Genomic DNA, 15,289 nt, shown 5'->3' on the forward strand with positions numbered 1-15,289 from the left:
GCCACCGCTGCGGTGGCGACCGCCGTGGAGGCGAGGAAGCTTCTCCGGCTGGGCCCGGAGGAGCGGGGGGCGGCGTTCGGCGTCATTGCGTCAACCCTTCATGGCGCACCGGGACACCCGGCGGTGGCCGTCGGCTGCGGTGTCTTCAGTGGAACTGGCTGAGCCGAAGCGGCCGTTCGGCGGAGGATGCGCCGAACGGCGGGCCTCTCAGTCGAAGCGCTTCGATGTTGCTGCGAGGTTAAGTGAACACCCCAGGGCGCACAAGGGTCGCTCCCAAGATTCCTCGGAGGTCCGCACGAGTGCGGCAGCGCCGTGTGCTGCAGGGACCGGACCGGAGTCACCGGATCTGCCGCACTCCGGTCCCTTGACACCCACCCCCGCTCCGAATGAGCATCGAAGCGCTTCGAAAGCGCCTCGTCGCTCCATTCCGAGGGGAACCCCACGTGACCGCACCCACGCCGACCACGCCGCCTTTCCGCGATCCGCACCTGCCGTTCGCGAAGCGCATCGACGACCTTCTGTCGCGGCTCACCCTCGACGAGAAGATCGGTTTCCTGCACCAGTTCGCCCCCGCCGTCGAGCGCCTGGGCATCGCCGCCTTCCGCACCGGCCAGGAGGCCCTGCACGGCGTCGCCTGGATGGGCCCGGCGACGGTGTTCCCGCAGGCGGTCGGGCTGGGCGCGACCTGGAACCCGGAGCTGGTGCGCCGGGTGGGCGGGGCGGTGTCGAAGGAGGCCCGCGCGATGCGCGCCCGGGACGGGCGGGTCGGCCTCAACGTCTGGGCGCCGACGGTCAATCTGCTGCGCCACCCCCTGTGGGGCCGCAACGAGGAGGGGTACGCGGAGGACCCGGAGCTCACCTCCGCGATCGCCACCGCCTACACCCGCGGCCTGCGCGGCGACCACCCGGTGTACTGGCGCACGGCCCCCGTCCTCAAGCACTGGCTCGCGCACAACAACGAGACCGACCGCGACACCTCCTCCAGTTCGGTCCGCCCGCGCGTGCTGCACGAGTACGACCTGCGCGCCTTCCGCGGCACCGTCGAGGCGGGCGCGGTGGCCGGGGTGATGCCGGCGTACAACCTGGTCAACGGCCGCCCCAACCACGTCTCGCCTTACTTGCGCGAGCAGTTGCGCGCCTGGACCGACCAGGACCTGCTGGTCTGCTCGGACGCGGGCGCGCCGTCCAACCTGGTCGACTCCGAGCACTACTTCGACACGCACGAGGAGGCCACCGCGGCGGCCCTGCGCGCCGGTGTCGACAGCTTCACCGACCACGGCACGGACAGTTCGAGGATCGTCGCGCGCGTCGAGGGGGCTCTGGAGCAGGGCCTGTTGACGGAGACCGACGTCGACACGGCCGTCCGCCGCCAGCTCTCGGTGCGTTTCCGGCTCGGCGAGTTCGACCGGGGCGCCGACGGCCCCGCCGGCCCGCTCGCCGACGCGCACGCCTTCGACCCCCCGGAGCACCGGGCGCTCGCGCAGGAGGCCGCCGAGCAGGCGGTCGTCCTGCTCAAGAACGACGGCCTGCTGCCGCTCGCCCCCGGCACCCGGATCGCGGTCGTCGGTCTGCTCGCCGACGAGTGCAAGCTCGACTGGTACAGCGGCACCCTCATCCACCGCTCCACTCCGCTGGAGGGGATCTACGAGCGGTTCGGCGCCGAGCACGTGGAGTTCGCCGAGGGCGTGGACCACGTCCTGCTGAAGACGGCCGCCGGTGCGTTCCTGCACGTCCCGCCCGCCCCCGAGGCCCCCGGAACGGCGCGCGGCGCCGAGGGCGCCCTCGACCCCGCGCTGCTCGCCGGCCGCACCGATCTGCCCCCGCTCACCGCCGGCCCGGACGGCACCGAACTCGCCCTGGCCGACTGGGGCGAGGGCGTGCTCACGCTGCGCGCCCCCGACGGCCGCTACCTCTCCGTCGCCGAGGACGGGTACGTCCGCGCCTCCGCCGACCAGCCGGGCGGCTGGGTCGTCCAGGAGACGTTCCGTCTGGAACCGCACGGGGACGGTCACCTCCTCAGGCACGTGGGGACAGGACGTCACGTGCGGGTCGCCGCCGACGGCGTGAAGGTTGCCGAGGAGGACCCCGAGGTCTTCGAGCTGGTCGTCACCGAACGCGGCGAGGACGCGGTGGCGCGGGCCGCGGCCCGCGCCGACGCGGTCGTCGTGGTCGCGGGCAACGACCCGCACATCAACGGGCGCGAGACCGAGGACCGCACGACGCTGCGGCTGCCCGCCCAGCAGGAGCTGCTGCTGCGCGCCGCCCGCGCCGCGAACCCGGGCACGGTGCTGGCGCTGGTCTCCGCCTACCCGTACGCGGTCGACCCGGCGGACCTGCCGGCGGTGCTGTGGACGGCGCACGGCGGGCAGGCCGCGGGCACCGCCCTGGCCCGGGTGCTCGCCGGTGACGTCTCCCCCGCCGGCCGGCTGCCGCAGACCTGGTACGCCGACGACGCCGACCTGCCGGACCTCCTCGACTACGACGTGATCGGCGGCCGCCAGACCTACCTCTACTTCGAGGGCACGCCGCTGTTCCCCTTCGGGCACGGCCTGTCGTACGCGTCCTTCTCCTACGACGCGTTGGCGGCCCGTGCCGACGCGGCGGCGGTGCATATCTCCTTCGCGGTCACCAACACCGGGTCCGTCACCGCCGACGAGGTGGCCCAGCTCTACGCACGGGCCGTGCAGCCGTCGGTCCCGCGTCCGCGGCGTGAGCTGGTGGCCCACCGGCGGGTGACGCTCGCGCCCGGGGAGACGGCCGAGCTGTCCTTCGATGTCCCGCTGTCCGCCTTCGCGTTCTGGGACGTCGCCGTGGGCCGGTGGCGCGTCGAGCCGGGCCCGTACGAGCTGCTGGCCGGCGCCTCCGCCGAGGACGTCCGGCTCCGTGCGGCCGTCGTGCTCGACGGCGAGCCCGCCGCCCCGCGCCCCGTTCTCGAACGCGGCCTGGACGCGGCCGACTTCGACGAGCAGAGCGGCACGGAGATCGTCGACCGGAGCAGGGCCTCCGGCGACGCGGTGACCCCCGTGGACGGCAAGGACGGGGAACTGCTCTTCCGCCGCTGCGACTTCGGCGGCGGCGTGGCGGAGGTGTCGGTGGAGGTGTCCGGCGAGGGCACGGTCGAGCTGTCCCTCGACGGCGGTCCGGTGCTCGCCGCGCTGTCGACGGGGGCGCCCACCCCGGGCCGGTACGCCTACGTCACGCTCACCGCGCCCGTCACCGCCGCCGTGGACGGCGTGCACGACGTGCGCCTCGGGCTGCGCGGCCCGCTGCGGCTCGCGCGGGCCGGCTTCTCCGGTTGAGGGTCCGGACGCGGCCGGCACGAAGAAGGGGCCCGGCACCGATGCCTTCGGTGCCGGGCCCCTTCGGGGGTCCGCGGGAGACGGCTCCCGGCCGCCGCTAGAGGGCGAGGCCGGTCAGGACCAGCACCCGCTCGTAGGTGTAGTCCTCCATCGCGAACCGCACGCCCTCACGGCCCACGCCGGACTGCTTGGCACCGCCGTACGGCATCTGGTCGGCGCGGTAGGAGGGCACGTCGCCGACGACCACACCGCCCACCTCCAGGGCGCGGTGGGCCCGGAAGGCGGTCTGCAGGTCGTGGGTGAACACACCCGCCTGGAGGCCGTACTTGGAGTCGTTGACGGCGTCGAAGGCCGCGGCCTCGCCGTCCACCTTCTGCACGGTCAGGACCGGGCCGAAGACCTCCTCGCAGGCGATCGTCACGTCGGCCGGCACGTCGGTGAGCACGGTCGGCGCGTAGGAGGCGCCGTCGCGCTTGCCGCCGGTGAGGAGGGTGGCGCCGGCCTCGACGGCCTCCTGCACCCAGGCCTCGACGCGCCGCGCGGCGTCCTCGCTGACCAGCGGGCCGACGTCGGTGGCCTCGTCGTTCGGGTCGCCGGTGACCTGGGCCTCGACGGCGGCGACGATGCGCGGCAGCAGCCGGTCGTACACGGCGGCGTCGGCGATCACGCGCTGCACCGAGATGCAGGACTGGCCGCCCTGGTAGTTGGAGAAGGTCGCGATGCGGTTCGCGGCCCGGTCCAGGTCCTCGTCGCTCGCCCAGTCGGCGAGGACGACGGCCGCGCCGTTGCCGCCGAGCTCCAGGGTGCAGTGCTTGCGCGGCACCAAGTCCGTGATCGCGTAGCCGACCTGCTCGGACCCGGTGAAGGAGATCACCGGCAGCCGCTCGTCCTGGACCAGGGCGGGCATGCGGTCGTTCGGGACCGGCAGGATGCTCCAGGAACCGGCGGGCAGCTCGGTCTCGGCGAGCAGTTCGCCGAGGACCAGCGCGGACAGCGGGGTCGCCGGGGCCGGCTTGAGGACGATCGGCGCACCGGCGGCGATGGCCGGGGCGACCTTGTGGGCGCACAGGTTCAGCGGGAAGTTGAACGGTGCGATGCCCAGCACGACGCCCTTGGGGAAGCGGCGGGTGAGGGCGAGCCGGCCCTGGCCGCCGGCGTCGGTGTCGAGCCGCTGGGCCTCGCCGCCGTTGAACCGGCGGGCCTCCTCGGCCGCGAAGCGGAACACGGAGACGGCCCGGCCGACCTCGCCGCGCGCCCACTTGATCGGCTTGCCGTTCTCGGCGGAGATCAGCCGGGCGATCTCCTCGGTGCGCTCCACGAGCCTGCGGACGACGTGGTCCAGGGCGGCGGCGCGGACGTGGGCGGGGGTGGCGGCGAACTCGTCCCGCACGGCGTACGCGGCGGCCACGGCCTCCTCGACCTGGGCGTCCGAGGGGACGCTCACCGTGCCGACGACCCGGCCGTCCCACGGGGAGGTGACGTCGAAGCCGGTCTCGCCGGTGGCCTGGCGGCCGGCGATCCAGAAGGCGTGGGTGGCCCCCACATTCTGTTCTTGGGGCATGTCGAGTCCCGGCCCTTCCGCTTGGGGGGTGAGTACATGGATTGCTGAAATTCACGGTAGGGGCGGGACGACGGGCGGTCGTTTGTCCGAGTCGTAGCAGTCGGGCGGGCCGGCACGCCGCTTTGGCGGGGCGGCCGGGTCACTCCGCGGACGTCGCCTTCAGCGCCAGCCACAGCTCCATGCGGACGTCCGGGTCGTCCAGCGAGCGGCCGAGGATCTCCTCGACCCGGCGCATGCGGTAGCGCAGGGTGTGCCGGTGCACGCCGAGGTCGGCCGCCGCCGCGTCCCACTGCCCGTGCCGGGAGAGCCAGGCGCGCAGGGAGGCGACCAGGTCGCCGCGTCCGGTCGCGTCGTGTTCGTGCAGCGCCCGCAGCAGCCCGTCCGCGAACGCCCGGACCGCGTCGTCGGCGAGCAGCGGCAGCACGGACCCGGCGGCCATCTGCTCGTGCTCCACCAGCACCCGCCCGCGCCGCCGCGCCACCGACAGGGCCTGCTCGGCCTGCTTGTAGGCGGCGGACGCGGCGATCGGGCCGGCCGGCGCGGACAGCCCCACGACCAGTTCCTCCTCGTCGGTGCCCGCCCGGGGCGCGTGGGCGCCCCCGCCGGTGCGGACCGCCTCCCGGGCGGCGGCGTGCTCGCAGCAGGCCGCCGCGGCGGCGCCCCCGTCGGCGGCCAGCACCACCAGCCGCTCGCCCTCCGGCACCACCAGGACCGCCTCGCCGGAGCGGGCGGCGGCGGACTCCGCGACCTCGGCCAGGGCGCCGAGGGCGTCCCCGCTCACCTCTCCCCGGTCCCGGGCGGCGGGGGTCGTCCCGGTCTCGGCGACGATGATCCGGAACGGCGCGTCCAGGAGGCCGCCGTACAGGTCCCCGGCCACCGCGCGGGCGTGGTCCGGCTCCCCGGCGAGCAGCATGCGCAGGACGGCGGCGCCGATGCGCTGCTCGGCGGCGTGCAGGGAGCGGGAGCGTTCCGTGGTCAGGGTGAGCAGGGCGACGGCGGAGTGCACGGCGTACCGCTCGGCGGTGCCCAGGGCCGCGGCCGTGCCCACGGCGAGCGCGGACCGGGGGCGCCGGCCGGTGCCCAGGGAGTGCAGCTCGACCCGGTCCTCGTTCTCCGGCCCGGCCACGACGGAGGAGGCGGGCGCGGGCCGCTCCCGCAGCCGCTGCACCTCCGCGGTGAGCCGCGCGGCGCGCCGGCCCGCCCACTCCGGTGCGGTCGCGACGACCGCGCCCGAGGCGTCGTAGAGCGCGGCCCAGCCGTCGACCTGGGAGGCGAGCGCGGCCAGCAGCCCCTCCGGCCCGTCGGTCAGCGCCTGCTTGGTCAGCTCCCGCTGGGCGGCGAAGCCCGCGGTCACCGCGCGGTACTGGTCGGCGGCGATGGCGGCGGACACGGCCTTGCTGATCGCGAGGAAGGGGGTGCGGCGCGGCACCTCCAGCAGCGGCAGCCCCTCCTCGCGGGCCGCGTCGACGAGGGCGTCGGGGATGTCCTCGTAGTGGACGCCGACGGCGAACCCGAGCCCGACGACCCCCGCCGCCACCAGCCGCTTCACATAGCGGCGCATCGCCGCCGGATCCTCCGCGTCCAGCTTGAGCGCGGTGATCAGCAGCAGTTCCCCGCCCTCCATGTAGGGCACGGGGTCGGCGAGCTCGCTGGCGTGCGCCCAGCGGACCGGCGCGTCGAGGCGGTCCTCGCCCGCGCGCACGGTCAGCTTGAGCGCGGAGTGGTGGACGAGCGAGGCGAGCGTCAGGGGCATGGGGCCTTCAGGTCGGTGGACATCGGGGCATGCGGAGGTTCGGTGATCATGGTGATCTTTTGGCCGCTGCGTATGAACGACCTGTGTCAATTCTGCCTCATCGTACGGTCGCCGCACCGCCGCGCGTAGGCGACGCCGGAGGCGCGGACACGGCCGACGACCCGGGCGTCGAGAACGTCGGGATCACCGCCCGGCCCGCGCGTTCGAGGCCCGACCCGACCGAGGAGGAGATGCGGCACGTGGAGGGCACCGCCCGCCGCGGCACCTCGGACGCGACCTCCCGCCGCACTCCACACCGGACGCGCCCCGCGGGCCTCCGTCGGCGGGTGCGGCGGTGCGCGGCGGGCCCTAGCCCCGCAGGTCCACCAGCAGCGGCGGCGCGTGCTCGCCCCTGACGTTCGTCAGCGACAGCACCGCGTGCCCCGCCGGCACCGCGTGCGCCAGCTCGGAGGCGGACCACCGCTCCCGCTCCACCTGCCGCACGGTGACCGCCCGCGCGGTCGGCGCCTTGCCGGTGATCGCCCGCCGCAGCGCGTGCACGGCCTTGCCCGCCGGGCTCTCGGCGATGATCTGCCGGTCGGTGACGTCCCGGGCCTCGGTCCACTCCTTGCCCCACACCTCGGCGAAGTCCTGCCCGTCCCACGGGGTGAGCCCGGCCAGCGCCATCCGGCAGCCGGTGGCCCCGAGCAGCGGCCCGCGCAGCGGCCTCGGCACGTCGTCCAGGGTGCGCAGCGTCAGCACCGCGCCCGCGTTGGCCGACCGCAGCCGCTGGATGCCGCGGACCGCCTCGGGGGTGATCACGCCGGTGGCGTCGTCCAGGATCAGGCAGGCGAACAGGGACCGGTCCTCACGCGCCGTCACGCTCGCCGTGAACTGCGCGAGCACCAGCCGCGCCAGCAGCCGCGAGGCGTCCGCGTGCCCGCGCTCGGGCAGGTCGACGCGCACCCGCACCGGGTGGTCGAGCGCCTTGGGCGAGAACGGCCGGGGCTGTCCGGGGGTGTCGAAGGCCGTGCTCCTGAAGAAGGTGGCGAAGGCCGGCCGGTCCAGCAGCGCCACCCGGTCGGCGAGGATCCCGCCGATGTCGCCGGGGTGGGCCATCTGCCGCTCCCGGGCGTCGAGTTCGCGCAGCAGCGACTCCTGCCCCGCCTCCGTCAGGCCCTGGCGCAGCGCGGCCAGCGGCCCCGGTGCCCCGTCGAGCAGCTGCCGCAGCTCGGGGACGGAGGGGAAGCGGCCGTGGACCGCGCGGAAGGGGCCGAGGAGCTGGGCGAGGACGGTGGTCGAGCGGCGGCTGTCACTGCCCGGGTGCGGATCCGCCAGGTCCCCCACCAGCGCCTCGGCGAGCACGGCCGCGGCCTCGTCGGGGTCGGTGGTGCCGCCGTACAGGTCGAGGTCGTGGACGGAGTCGGGATGGCCGATCCGCACGACGACGTCGTAGGCGTCGGCCGGGCCGAGTCCCGCACCCGCCGCGCCGACGACGATCACGGCGGCCTTCCCGGCGAGCGCGTGCAGGCACAGCGACTCCGCGAGCGGCCGGACCACGCCGCCGGTCTTGCCGGAGCCGGCCGGGCCGACGGCGAGCAGGGAGGTGCCGAGCAGTTCCGGGCCGAGGGCCAGGCCGGTGCCGCGGTAGGCGTAGGGGTTGCGGGGATCGTCGGCGGTGGTGCCGAGCCGCACCTGCCCGGTGAGCAGGTCGTGCCGGGCCTGCCGGGCGGAAAGGTCGCGCGCGCCGGAGGGGTGGGCGCAGGCGGCGGCGCCGTCCCGGAGCACGGCGCCGGTGAAGGCGGCGAGGCTGTGGCGGCCGTTGCGCACGCCCTGCCAGGCGCGGGCGATGCGGGCGTGGTCGACGTCCCGCATGAGCCCGGCGCGCGCGTCGGCGGCGAGCCGCTCGGCGGCGTCGACGGCCCCGGCGGCCCGCAGCGCGGGCCAGGTGGCGGGGTCGGCCTCGGGGGCGGGCGGACGCTGCTCCCGCTGAGGGGCGCGGCGCCAGGCGGGCGGGCCCCAGCGGCGCCAGATCTCGCCCCAGCGGCCGAGCCGGCCGACGCCGACCATGATGACCCCCGCGATCAGCGCGTAATAGGCGTAGACGACGACCACGGCGCCGAAGCTGTGGGGCTCGGCCCAGGAGTCGGGGACCATCGCGTAGAGCGGCAGCAGCCACCAGCCGCCGAGGTAGCCGTTCCACAGCAGCGACCAGATGAGCCACCCGACGAGGAACGCGATCAGCGCCCCGCTCAGCAGCTGCCGGGCCGGGATCCGCTCCGGCTCCTGCTCCGGCCGCGGCCGGTGCCCGAACCGCCACACGCCGGGCAGCGCCTGGGGGCGCGGGGTGCGCAGCCAGGTCAGGAACGCCGACCCGTCCGGCGGCGGTGGCATGCCCGGTGCCCGGCTCGGCCGCGGAGGCACCGCGGGTGCGTCCGGAGGTCCCGCCGGGCGCGGCACGGGATTCGCATGCGTGCCCCGCGTGTCCCGGGTCCCGTCGCTGTCCATCGCCCTTGCCCCCTGACCAGCCGCTCCGTCACCGTCAGCGAGTCAATCTAACGCCCCGGCAGGGCGAGTTCACCGTTTACGCGGCCGGGTCCGGCCACGGCGGAATTCCCGCCCCCGTGTCGAAGCCGCACCGCCGCTATGTCCACCGCGGACAACCCGGCCCCCCGGACAACGCCCACATGGAGCATGCCCAGCCCCCTCCCACCGTCCTAGCCTGCGAGAAAAGACCGGAAAAGCGTCCGTTACACCTCCAGGAGCCCCGCATGACCGCACTTCCGCAGGAGCGCCGCGTCGTCACCGCCATCCCCGGCCCGAAGTCGCAGGAGCTGCAGGCCCGCCGCACCGCCGCGGTCGCGCAGGGCGTGGGCTCCGTGCTGCCCGTGTTCACCGCGCGCGCGAGCGGCGGGATCATCGAGGACGTCGACGGCAACCGGCTGATCGACTTCGGCTCGGGCATCGCCGTGACCTCCGTCGGCGCCTCCGCCGAGGCCGTCGTCCGCCGTGCCTCCGCCCAGCTCGCCGACTTCACGCACACCTGCTTCATGGTCACGCCGTACGAGGGGTACGTGGCCGTCGCCGAGGCGCTCGCCGAGCTGACGCCGGGCGACCACGCCAAGAAGTCGGCGCTGTTCAACAGCGGCGCCGAGGCCGTCGAGAACGCCGTCAAGATCGCGCGCGCCTACACCAAGCGGCAGGCGGTCGTCGTGTTCGACCACGGCTACCACGGCCGCACCAACCTCACCATGGCGCTGACCTCGAAGAACATGCCGTACAAGCACGGCTTCGGCCCGTTCGCGCCCGAGGTCTACCGGGTGCCGGTGGCCTACGGCTACCGCTGGCCGACCGGTCCGGAGAACGCCGGTCCGGAGGCCGCCGCGCAGGCCATCGACCAGATCTCCAAGCAGGTCGGTGCGGACAACGTGGCCGCGATCATCATCGAGCCGGTGCTCGGTGAGGGCGGCTTCATCGAGCCGGCCAAGGGCTTCCTGCCCGCGATCAGCCAGTTCGCCCGGGACAACGGCATCGTCTTCGTCGCCGACGAGATCCAGTCCGGCTTCTGCCGCACCGGCCAGTGGTTCGCCTGCGAGGACGAGGGCATCGTCCCGGACCTGATCACCACCGCCAAGGGCATCGCGGGCGGTCTGCCGCTGGCCGCGGTGACCGGCCGCGCGGAGATCATGGACGCCGCGCACTCGGGCGGCCTGGGCGGCACCTACGGCGGCAACCCGGTGGCCTGCGCGGGTGCGCTCGGCGCGATCGAGACGATGAAGGAGCTCGACCTCAACGCCCGGGCGAAGCGGATCGAGGAGGTCATGAAGGGCCGCCTCACCGCGATGCAGGAGAAGTTCGACCTCATCGGCGACGTCCGCGGCCGGGGCGCGATGATCGCCATCGAGCTGGTCAAGGACCGCGCCACCAAGGAGCCCGCCCCGGAGGCGGCCGCGGCGCTGGCCAAGGCCTGCCACCAGGAGGGTCTGCTGGTCCTGACCTGTGGCACCTACGGCAACGTGCTGCGCTTCCTGCCGCCGCTGGTCATCGGCGAGGACCTGCTGAACGAGGGCCTGGACCTCATCGAGCAGGCGTTCGCCCGCATCTGAGCCGATATCGGAGCAGGTGAGCCGCCCCGGTCCGGCGGGCCGGGGCGGAACCGCAGAGCCTGTGAAGAACGTGTGCGGGGTGGATGACGGGAGCCCGTTGCCCCTGTCGCGGGTCCGCCCCCTGCCGTAGGTTCTACCGGGATGAGAGATACACCCGCTCACAGGAGACTGTGAGCGGCACGGGCCGAGGCCTCCCCAGCTTCGACCTGGTCGTGCCCTCGCGCACACAACCGGGGCCCTGAGGGCTCCGGGTCTCCTCACGATCGGACGGTCGCCCGCCCCAAACCCCCCGGGGCGCGCGACGTTCCGGTCCGGACGGCCGCCCAGGCATGTCGGCACGCCGTTCCCCGAAGGGCCGGCGCGCACCCCCCCTTGCGCCGGCCCTCCGGCGTTCACGGGCGGGGCTCCTCCCCGGTGACGCGGGCCGGCAGGACACGGACCTCCCGGATACGGGGCTGGGCGGGATGCAGGCGGTGCTCGCAGTCGGTGAGCGCGCGCCGCGCGGCGGCCTCTGCCTCGCCGCGGCGCCCCGGACCGTGCAGGGCCTCGGCCGTGACCAGGTCGAGGCGTCCGCTGTCCTTCCGGGCCCGGTACGGCGTGCACCGACGGGTCTCGGCCTTCTCGTACTCGCCCGCCTCGTACAGCTCGTCGAGCCGGGCGAAGAGCTCTTGTCCCGCGCTGTCCCGTGCCGTTCGTCTGCGCTCCACGGGCGGTGAGGTTACGGGATCGCCGACCTGCGAAGCTGGACGGCATGCTGCTGCTCGGACCGCCCCTGCTCCTCTTCGCGCTGATCACCTGGCAGGTCGTCGCCGACGGCCCCCTGGTGGATGTCGACGAGCGGCTGAGCGGGGCCCTCGTCCGTCCGGACCGGGCCTCCGAACTGCTCGCCGACCTCGGCAACGTCCAGGTGGCCGTGCCGGTCCTGGCGGTCGCGCTGGCGTATGTCGCGTGGCACGGACGCACGGGAGGCCGTGAACGCTGGTGGCTGCCGCCACTCGCCGGGGCCGCGGCGATGGTGCTGGTGCCGGTGCTGGTCGCGCCCCTGAAGGAGTGGACCGACCGTCCCGGCACCCCGGCCGTGCCCCCGGCGGTCGGCTACTACCCCTCCGGCCACACCGCCACCGCCGTCGTGGCGTACGGCGCGGCGACGCTGCTGCTCCTTCCGCTGCTGCGGTCGCCGGCCGTACGTCGTGGACTGGTCGTCCTCTGCGGCGCCCTGGTGCTGGGCGCCTCCTTCGGGCTGGTGCGCCGGGGCTACCACTGGCCGCTGGACGTGGCGGCCAGTTGGTGCCTCGGCGCGGTGCTGCTGACCTGCCTGTGGCTGCTGGTCAGCCGAAGTAGCCGTCGAAGGTCCGCTGGAACTCCCAGCCTCCGAACCGGTCCCAGTTGATCGACCAGGTCATCAGCCCGCGCAGCCCGGGCCAGGTGCCGTGGGTCGCGTAGGAGCCGCAGTTCGTCCGCTTCGTCAGGCAGTCGAGGGCCTTGGTGACCTCGGCCGGGGACACGTGCCCGTTGCCGGCGTCGGGCGTGGCCGGCATGCCGATGGCGACCTGGTCGGCGCGCAGCGGCGGGAAGACGTTGTTCGCGTCTCCCGCGACCGGGAAGCCGGTGAGCAGCATGTCCGTCATCGCGATGTGGAAGTCCGCGCCGCCCATCGAGTGGTACTGGTTGTCCAGGCCCATGATCGGGCCGGAGTTGTAGTCCTGGACGTGCAGCAGGGTCAGGTCGTCCCGCATGGCGTGGATGACCGGGAGGTACGCGCCCGCCCTCGGGTCCTGGCCGCCCCACTTGCCGGTGCCGTAGTACTGGTAGCCGAGCTGGACGAAGAAGGTCTCCGGGGCCATGGTCAGCACGAAGCCGTCGCCGTACTTGGCCTTGAGGGTCTTCAGCGCGGAGATCAGGTTGACGATGACCGGGGTCTTCGGGTTCCTGAAGTCCGTGTCGTCGGCGTTCAGGGAGAGCGAGTGGCCCTCGAAGTCGATGTCCAGCCCGTCGAGTCCGTACTCGTCGATGATCTTCGAGACGGAGGTGACGAACATGTCGCGGGCGGCGGTGGTGATGAGCTGCACCTGGCCGTTCTGACCGCCGATGGAGATCAGCACCTTCTTCCCGGCCGCCTGCTTGGTCTTGATGGCCGCCTTGAACTCGGCGTCGCTCTCCACGCCCGGGCACTCCGAGGCCGGACAGCGGTCGAAGCGGATGTCGCCGGAGGTGGCGGTGGTCGGCTCGCCGAAGGCCAGGTCGATGACGTCCCAGCTGTCGGGGACGTCGGCGAGACGCGTGTAGCCGGAGCCGTTGGCGAAGCCGGCGTGGAGGTAACCGACCAGTGCGTGGGGCGGGAGACCGGAGTCGCCGCCGGAGTCGGGGGCCGTGGTCGTCGCGGTGACGGTGGCCGAACGGGCGGACTCCCCCGCGTCGTTCACCGCCGCGACCTGGAAGGCGTACGCCGTCGAGGGTGACAGTCCGGAGACGGTGGCCGAAGTGCCGTTCACGGTCCGGACCTTGGTGCCGTCGCGGTAGACCGCGTAGCCGGTGGCGCCCGCGACCGGTGACCAGGACAGGGCCACGCTCGTCGAGGTGACGGTGCCGGTCTTGAGGCCGGTGGGCGGAGCGGGCGGCCGGCCCGTCTCACCGCCGGGTCCGATGAGGGATACGTCGTCGGCGTGGTAGGCGCCGGTGCCGTACCAGCCGTGGGTGTAGACGGTGACGCGGGTGGTGGAGGGGCCGGTGCGGAAGGTGGTGGTGAGCCGCTGCCAGTCGGGGGCGGACTGGGCCCAGGTGGCGACGTCGGTGGTGCCGGTGCCGCTCGCGCCCAGATGGACGTAGCTGCCGCGGACGTGGCCGGAGAGCGTGTACGAGGAGTCCGGTTTCACGGTGACGGTCTGCGAGCAACGGGCGTTGTCCGCACCGGCCGGTGTCGCCCTGAGCGCAGAACTTCCGCTGTGGACAGGGGAGTTCACGGCCGTACCGGCCGTGCAGCTCCAGCCGTCGAGGCCGGCTTCGAAGCCGCCGTTCCTGACGAGGTCCGCGTCGGCCGCGCGGGCGGCCGACGCGAGCGCGGTCGTCCCGGTCGCGGCGAGGGCGGTGGCGGTGAGCAATGCGACGAGGGGCCGGCGCGCGAGAGGTCTGGAGCGGTCCACAAGGGCCTCCGGGCATGGGGGGAACGGGAGGGTGGAGCGCGCTCAATTTGGTCCAGACCAATTTGGTTGTCAAGCCCCCGCGCAGCTCAACTGTCGAAGCCGAGACCCAGCTTGTCCATCGTCCGCAGCCACAGATTGCGCCGCCCGCCCCGGGCGTCCGCCCTGGCCAGCGACCACTTGGTGAGGGCGATGCCGGTCCAGGCGAACGGCTCCGGCGGGAACGGCAACGGCTTGGTGCGCACCATCTCCAGTTCCGTGCGCTCGGTCCGCTCCCCCGCCAGCAGGTCCAGCATGACCTCGGCACCGAAGCGGGTGGCGCCCACGCCGAGCCCCGTGTAGCCCGCCGCGTACGCCACCTTCCCCGCGTGCGCCGTGCCGAAGAACGCCGAGAAGCGGGAGCAGGTGTCGATCGCGCCGCCCCAGGCGTGGGTGAACCGGACGCCCTCCAGTTGCGGGAAGCAGGTGAAGAAGTGCCCGGCGAGCCTGGCGTAGGTCTCCGGCCGGTCGTCGTGCTCGGCGCGCACCCGGCCGCCGTACGGGTAGATCGCGTCGTAGCCGCCCCACAGGATGCGGTGGTCGGCGGAGAGCCGGAAGTAGTGGAACTGGTTGGCGCTGTCGCCGAGGCCCTGGCGGTTCCTCCAGCCGATCGACGCCAGCTGCCCGTCGGTGAGCGGCTCGGTCATCAGGGCGTAGTCGTAGACCGGGACGGTGTAGGGGCGGACCCGTCTGACCAGGCTGGGGAAGACGTTGGTGCCGAGGGCCACCCGGCGGGCGCGGATGTGCCCGTAGGGGGTGCGGACGGCCATGCCGGCGCCGTACCGCTTCAGGGTGAGGGCGGGGGTGTGCTCGTGGACGCGCACGCCGAGGTCGAGGCAGGCCCGCTTCAGGCCCCAGGCGAGCTTGGCCGGGTGGAGCATCGCCACGCCCCGCCGGTCCCACAGGCCCGCCCGGAAGGTCGGGGAGTCCACCTGCTCCCGTACCGCGTCGGCGTCCAGGAACTCGATGCCGTCGGCGAGGCCCGCGCGCTCGATCTCCCGGTGCCAGTCGCGCAGTTCCCGGACCTGGTGGGGCTCGGTGGCGACGTCGATCTCGCCGGTGCGTTCGAAGTCGCAGTCGATGGAGTGGCGGGCGACCGTCTCCTCGATGGCGTCGAGGTTGCGGGCGCCCAGCTCCTGGAGCCGGTGGATCTCCCCCGGCCAGCGGGTGAGTCCGTTGGGCAGGCCGTGGGTGAGGGAGGCGGCGCAGAACCCGCCGTTGCGGCCCGAGGCGGCCCAGCCCACCTCGCGGCCCTCCACCAGCACCACGTCCCGCCCTGGGTCGCGTTCCTTCGCGATCAGCGCGGTCCACAGTCCGCTGTAGCCGCCGCCGACGACCAGCAGGTCGCAGGTCTCGGCGCCGGTGAGGGCGGGCTCGGGGTCGGGCCTGCCGGGGTCGTCCAGCCAGTAGGACAC

The 15,289-nt window shown here is 74.1% G+C and carries 10 protein-coding genes; 3 read left to right on the top strand and 7 right to left on the bottom strand.

All coding sequences use genetic code 11. From position 1 onward, the window contains the following. On the bottom strand, window positions 1-86 hold an 86-nt coding region (locus B7L92_RS43700; RefSeq protein ID WP_143626367.1), incomplete at its 3' end, for a twin-arginine translocation signal domain-containing protein. Window positions 87-443: 357 nt separating this feature from the next. Between B7L92_RS43700 and B7L92_RS23010 the strand changes: the two genes are divergently transcribed. Further along, complete coding sequence (locus B7L92_RS23010) at window positions 444-3,299, top strand: glycoside hydrolase family 3 C-terminal domain-containing protein (protein ID WP_081239346.1); 2,856 nt, start codon at window positions 444-446, stop codon at window positions 3,297-3,299. 97 nt (window positions 3,300-3,396) lie between these two features. Here the strand turns inward: B7L92_RS23010 and B7L92_RS23015 are convergent, their stop codons facing one another. The 3 genes from B7L92_RS23015 to B7L92_RS23025 all read right to left on the bottom strand — a co-directional run bounded on the left by B7L92_RS23015 (window position 3,397) and on the right by B7L92_RS23025 (window position 9,100). Beyond that, entirely contained in the window at window positions 3,397-4,842 is a 1,446-nt protein-coding gene (locus tag B7L92_RS23015) for an aldehyde dehydrogenase family protein (protein WP_081239347.1), read from the bottom strand. 157 nt (window positions 4,843-4,999) lie between these two features. Further along, on the bottom strand, window positions 5,000-6,613 hold the full coding sequence (locus tag B7L92_RS23020) for a PucR family transcriptional regulator (protein ID WP_081239348.1): 1,614 nt from the start codon (window positions 6,611-6,613) through the stop codon (window positions 5,000-5,002). A gap of 348 nt (window positions 6,614-6,961) precedes the next feature. Further along, on the bottom strand, window positions 6,962-9,100 hold the full coding sequence (locus B7L92_RS23025; RefSeq protein WP_081239349.1) for an ATP-binding protein: 2,139 nt from the start codon (window positions 9,098-9,100) through the stop codon (window positions 6,962-6,964). 263 nt (window positions 9,101-9,363) lie between these two features. On the opposite strand from B7L92_RS23025, the gene gabT reads away from it, so the two are divergent. Next, window positions 9,364-10,698: a 4-aminobutyrate--2-oxoglutarate transaminase gene (gene gabT, locus B7L92_RS23030; RefSeq protein ID WP_081239350.1), complete on the top strand. Its 1,335-nt coding sequence runs from the start codon at window positions 9,364-9,366 to the stop codon at window positions 10,696-10,698. A gap of 392 nt (window positions 10,699-11,090) precedes the next feature. Here the strand turns inward: gabT and B7L92_RS23035 are convergent, their stop codons facing one another. After that, window positions 11,091-11,405 carry a hypothetical protein gene (locus B7L92_RS23035; RefSeq protein ID WP_081239351.1) on the bottom strand — a complete coding sequence of 105 codons (315 nt, stop codon included), beginning with the start codon at window positions 11,403-11,405 and terminating at the stop codon, window positions 11,091-11,093. A 44-nt stretch (window positions 11,406-11,449) separates the two neighbouring features. Between B7L92_RS23035 and B7L92_RS23040 the strand changes: the two genes are divergently transcribed. Then, a complete protein-coding gene (locus tag B7L92_RS23040; protein WP_081239352.1) occupies window positions 11,450-12,088 on the top strand; it encodes a phosphatase PAP2 family protein in 639 nt (212 codons plus the stop codon). Here B7L92_RS23040 and B7L92_RS23045 read toward each other — a convergent pair. Together B7L92_RS23045 and B7L92_RS23050 are read right to left on the bottom strand one after the other, a co-directional pair. Continuing rightward, window positions 12,027-13,838, bottom strand: coding sequence for a chitinase (locus tag B7L92_RS23045; RefSeq protein WP_081239353.1), 1,812 nt, complete (start codon window positions 13,836-13,838; stop codon window positions 12,027-12,029). The two genes, B7L92_RS23040 and B7L92_RS23045, sit on opposite strands and share 62 nt — an antisense overlap. Before the next feature lie 86 nt (window positions 13,839-13,924). Then, a partial coding sequence (locus tag B7L92_RS23050; RefSeq protein WP_438364016.1) for an NAD(P)/FAD-dependent oxidoreductase occupies window positions 13,925-15,289 on the bottom strand: 1,365 nt, incomplete at its 5' end.

Origin of the sequence: Streptomyces viridosporus (assembly GCF_002078235.1) — a bacterium.
Lineage (GTDB): Bacteria > Actinomycetota > Actinomycetes > Streptomycetales > Streptomycetaceae > Streptomyces > Streptomyces viridosporus.

Bases quoted from the DNA above. Each gene is read 5' to 3' on its own strand.
- B7L92_RS23020 (WP_081239348.1), bottom strand. From the start codon at position 6,613: ATGCCCCTGACGCTCGCCTCGCTCGTCCACCACTCCGCGCTCAAGCTG.
- B7L92_RS23025 (WP_081239349.1), bottom strand. From the start codon at position 9,100: ATGGACAGCGACGGGACCCGGGACACGCGGGGCACGCATGCGAATCCC.
- gabT (WP_081239350.1), top strand. From the start codon at position 9,364: ATGACCGCACTTCCGCAGGAGCGCCGCGTCGTCACCGCCATCCCCGGC.
- B7L92_RS23040 (WP_081239352.1), top strand. From the start codon at position 11,450: ATGCTGCTGCTCGGACCGCCCCTGCTCCTCTTCGCGCTGATCACCTGG.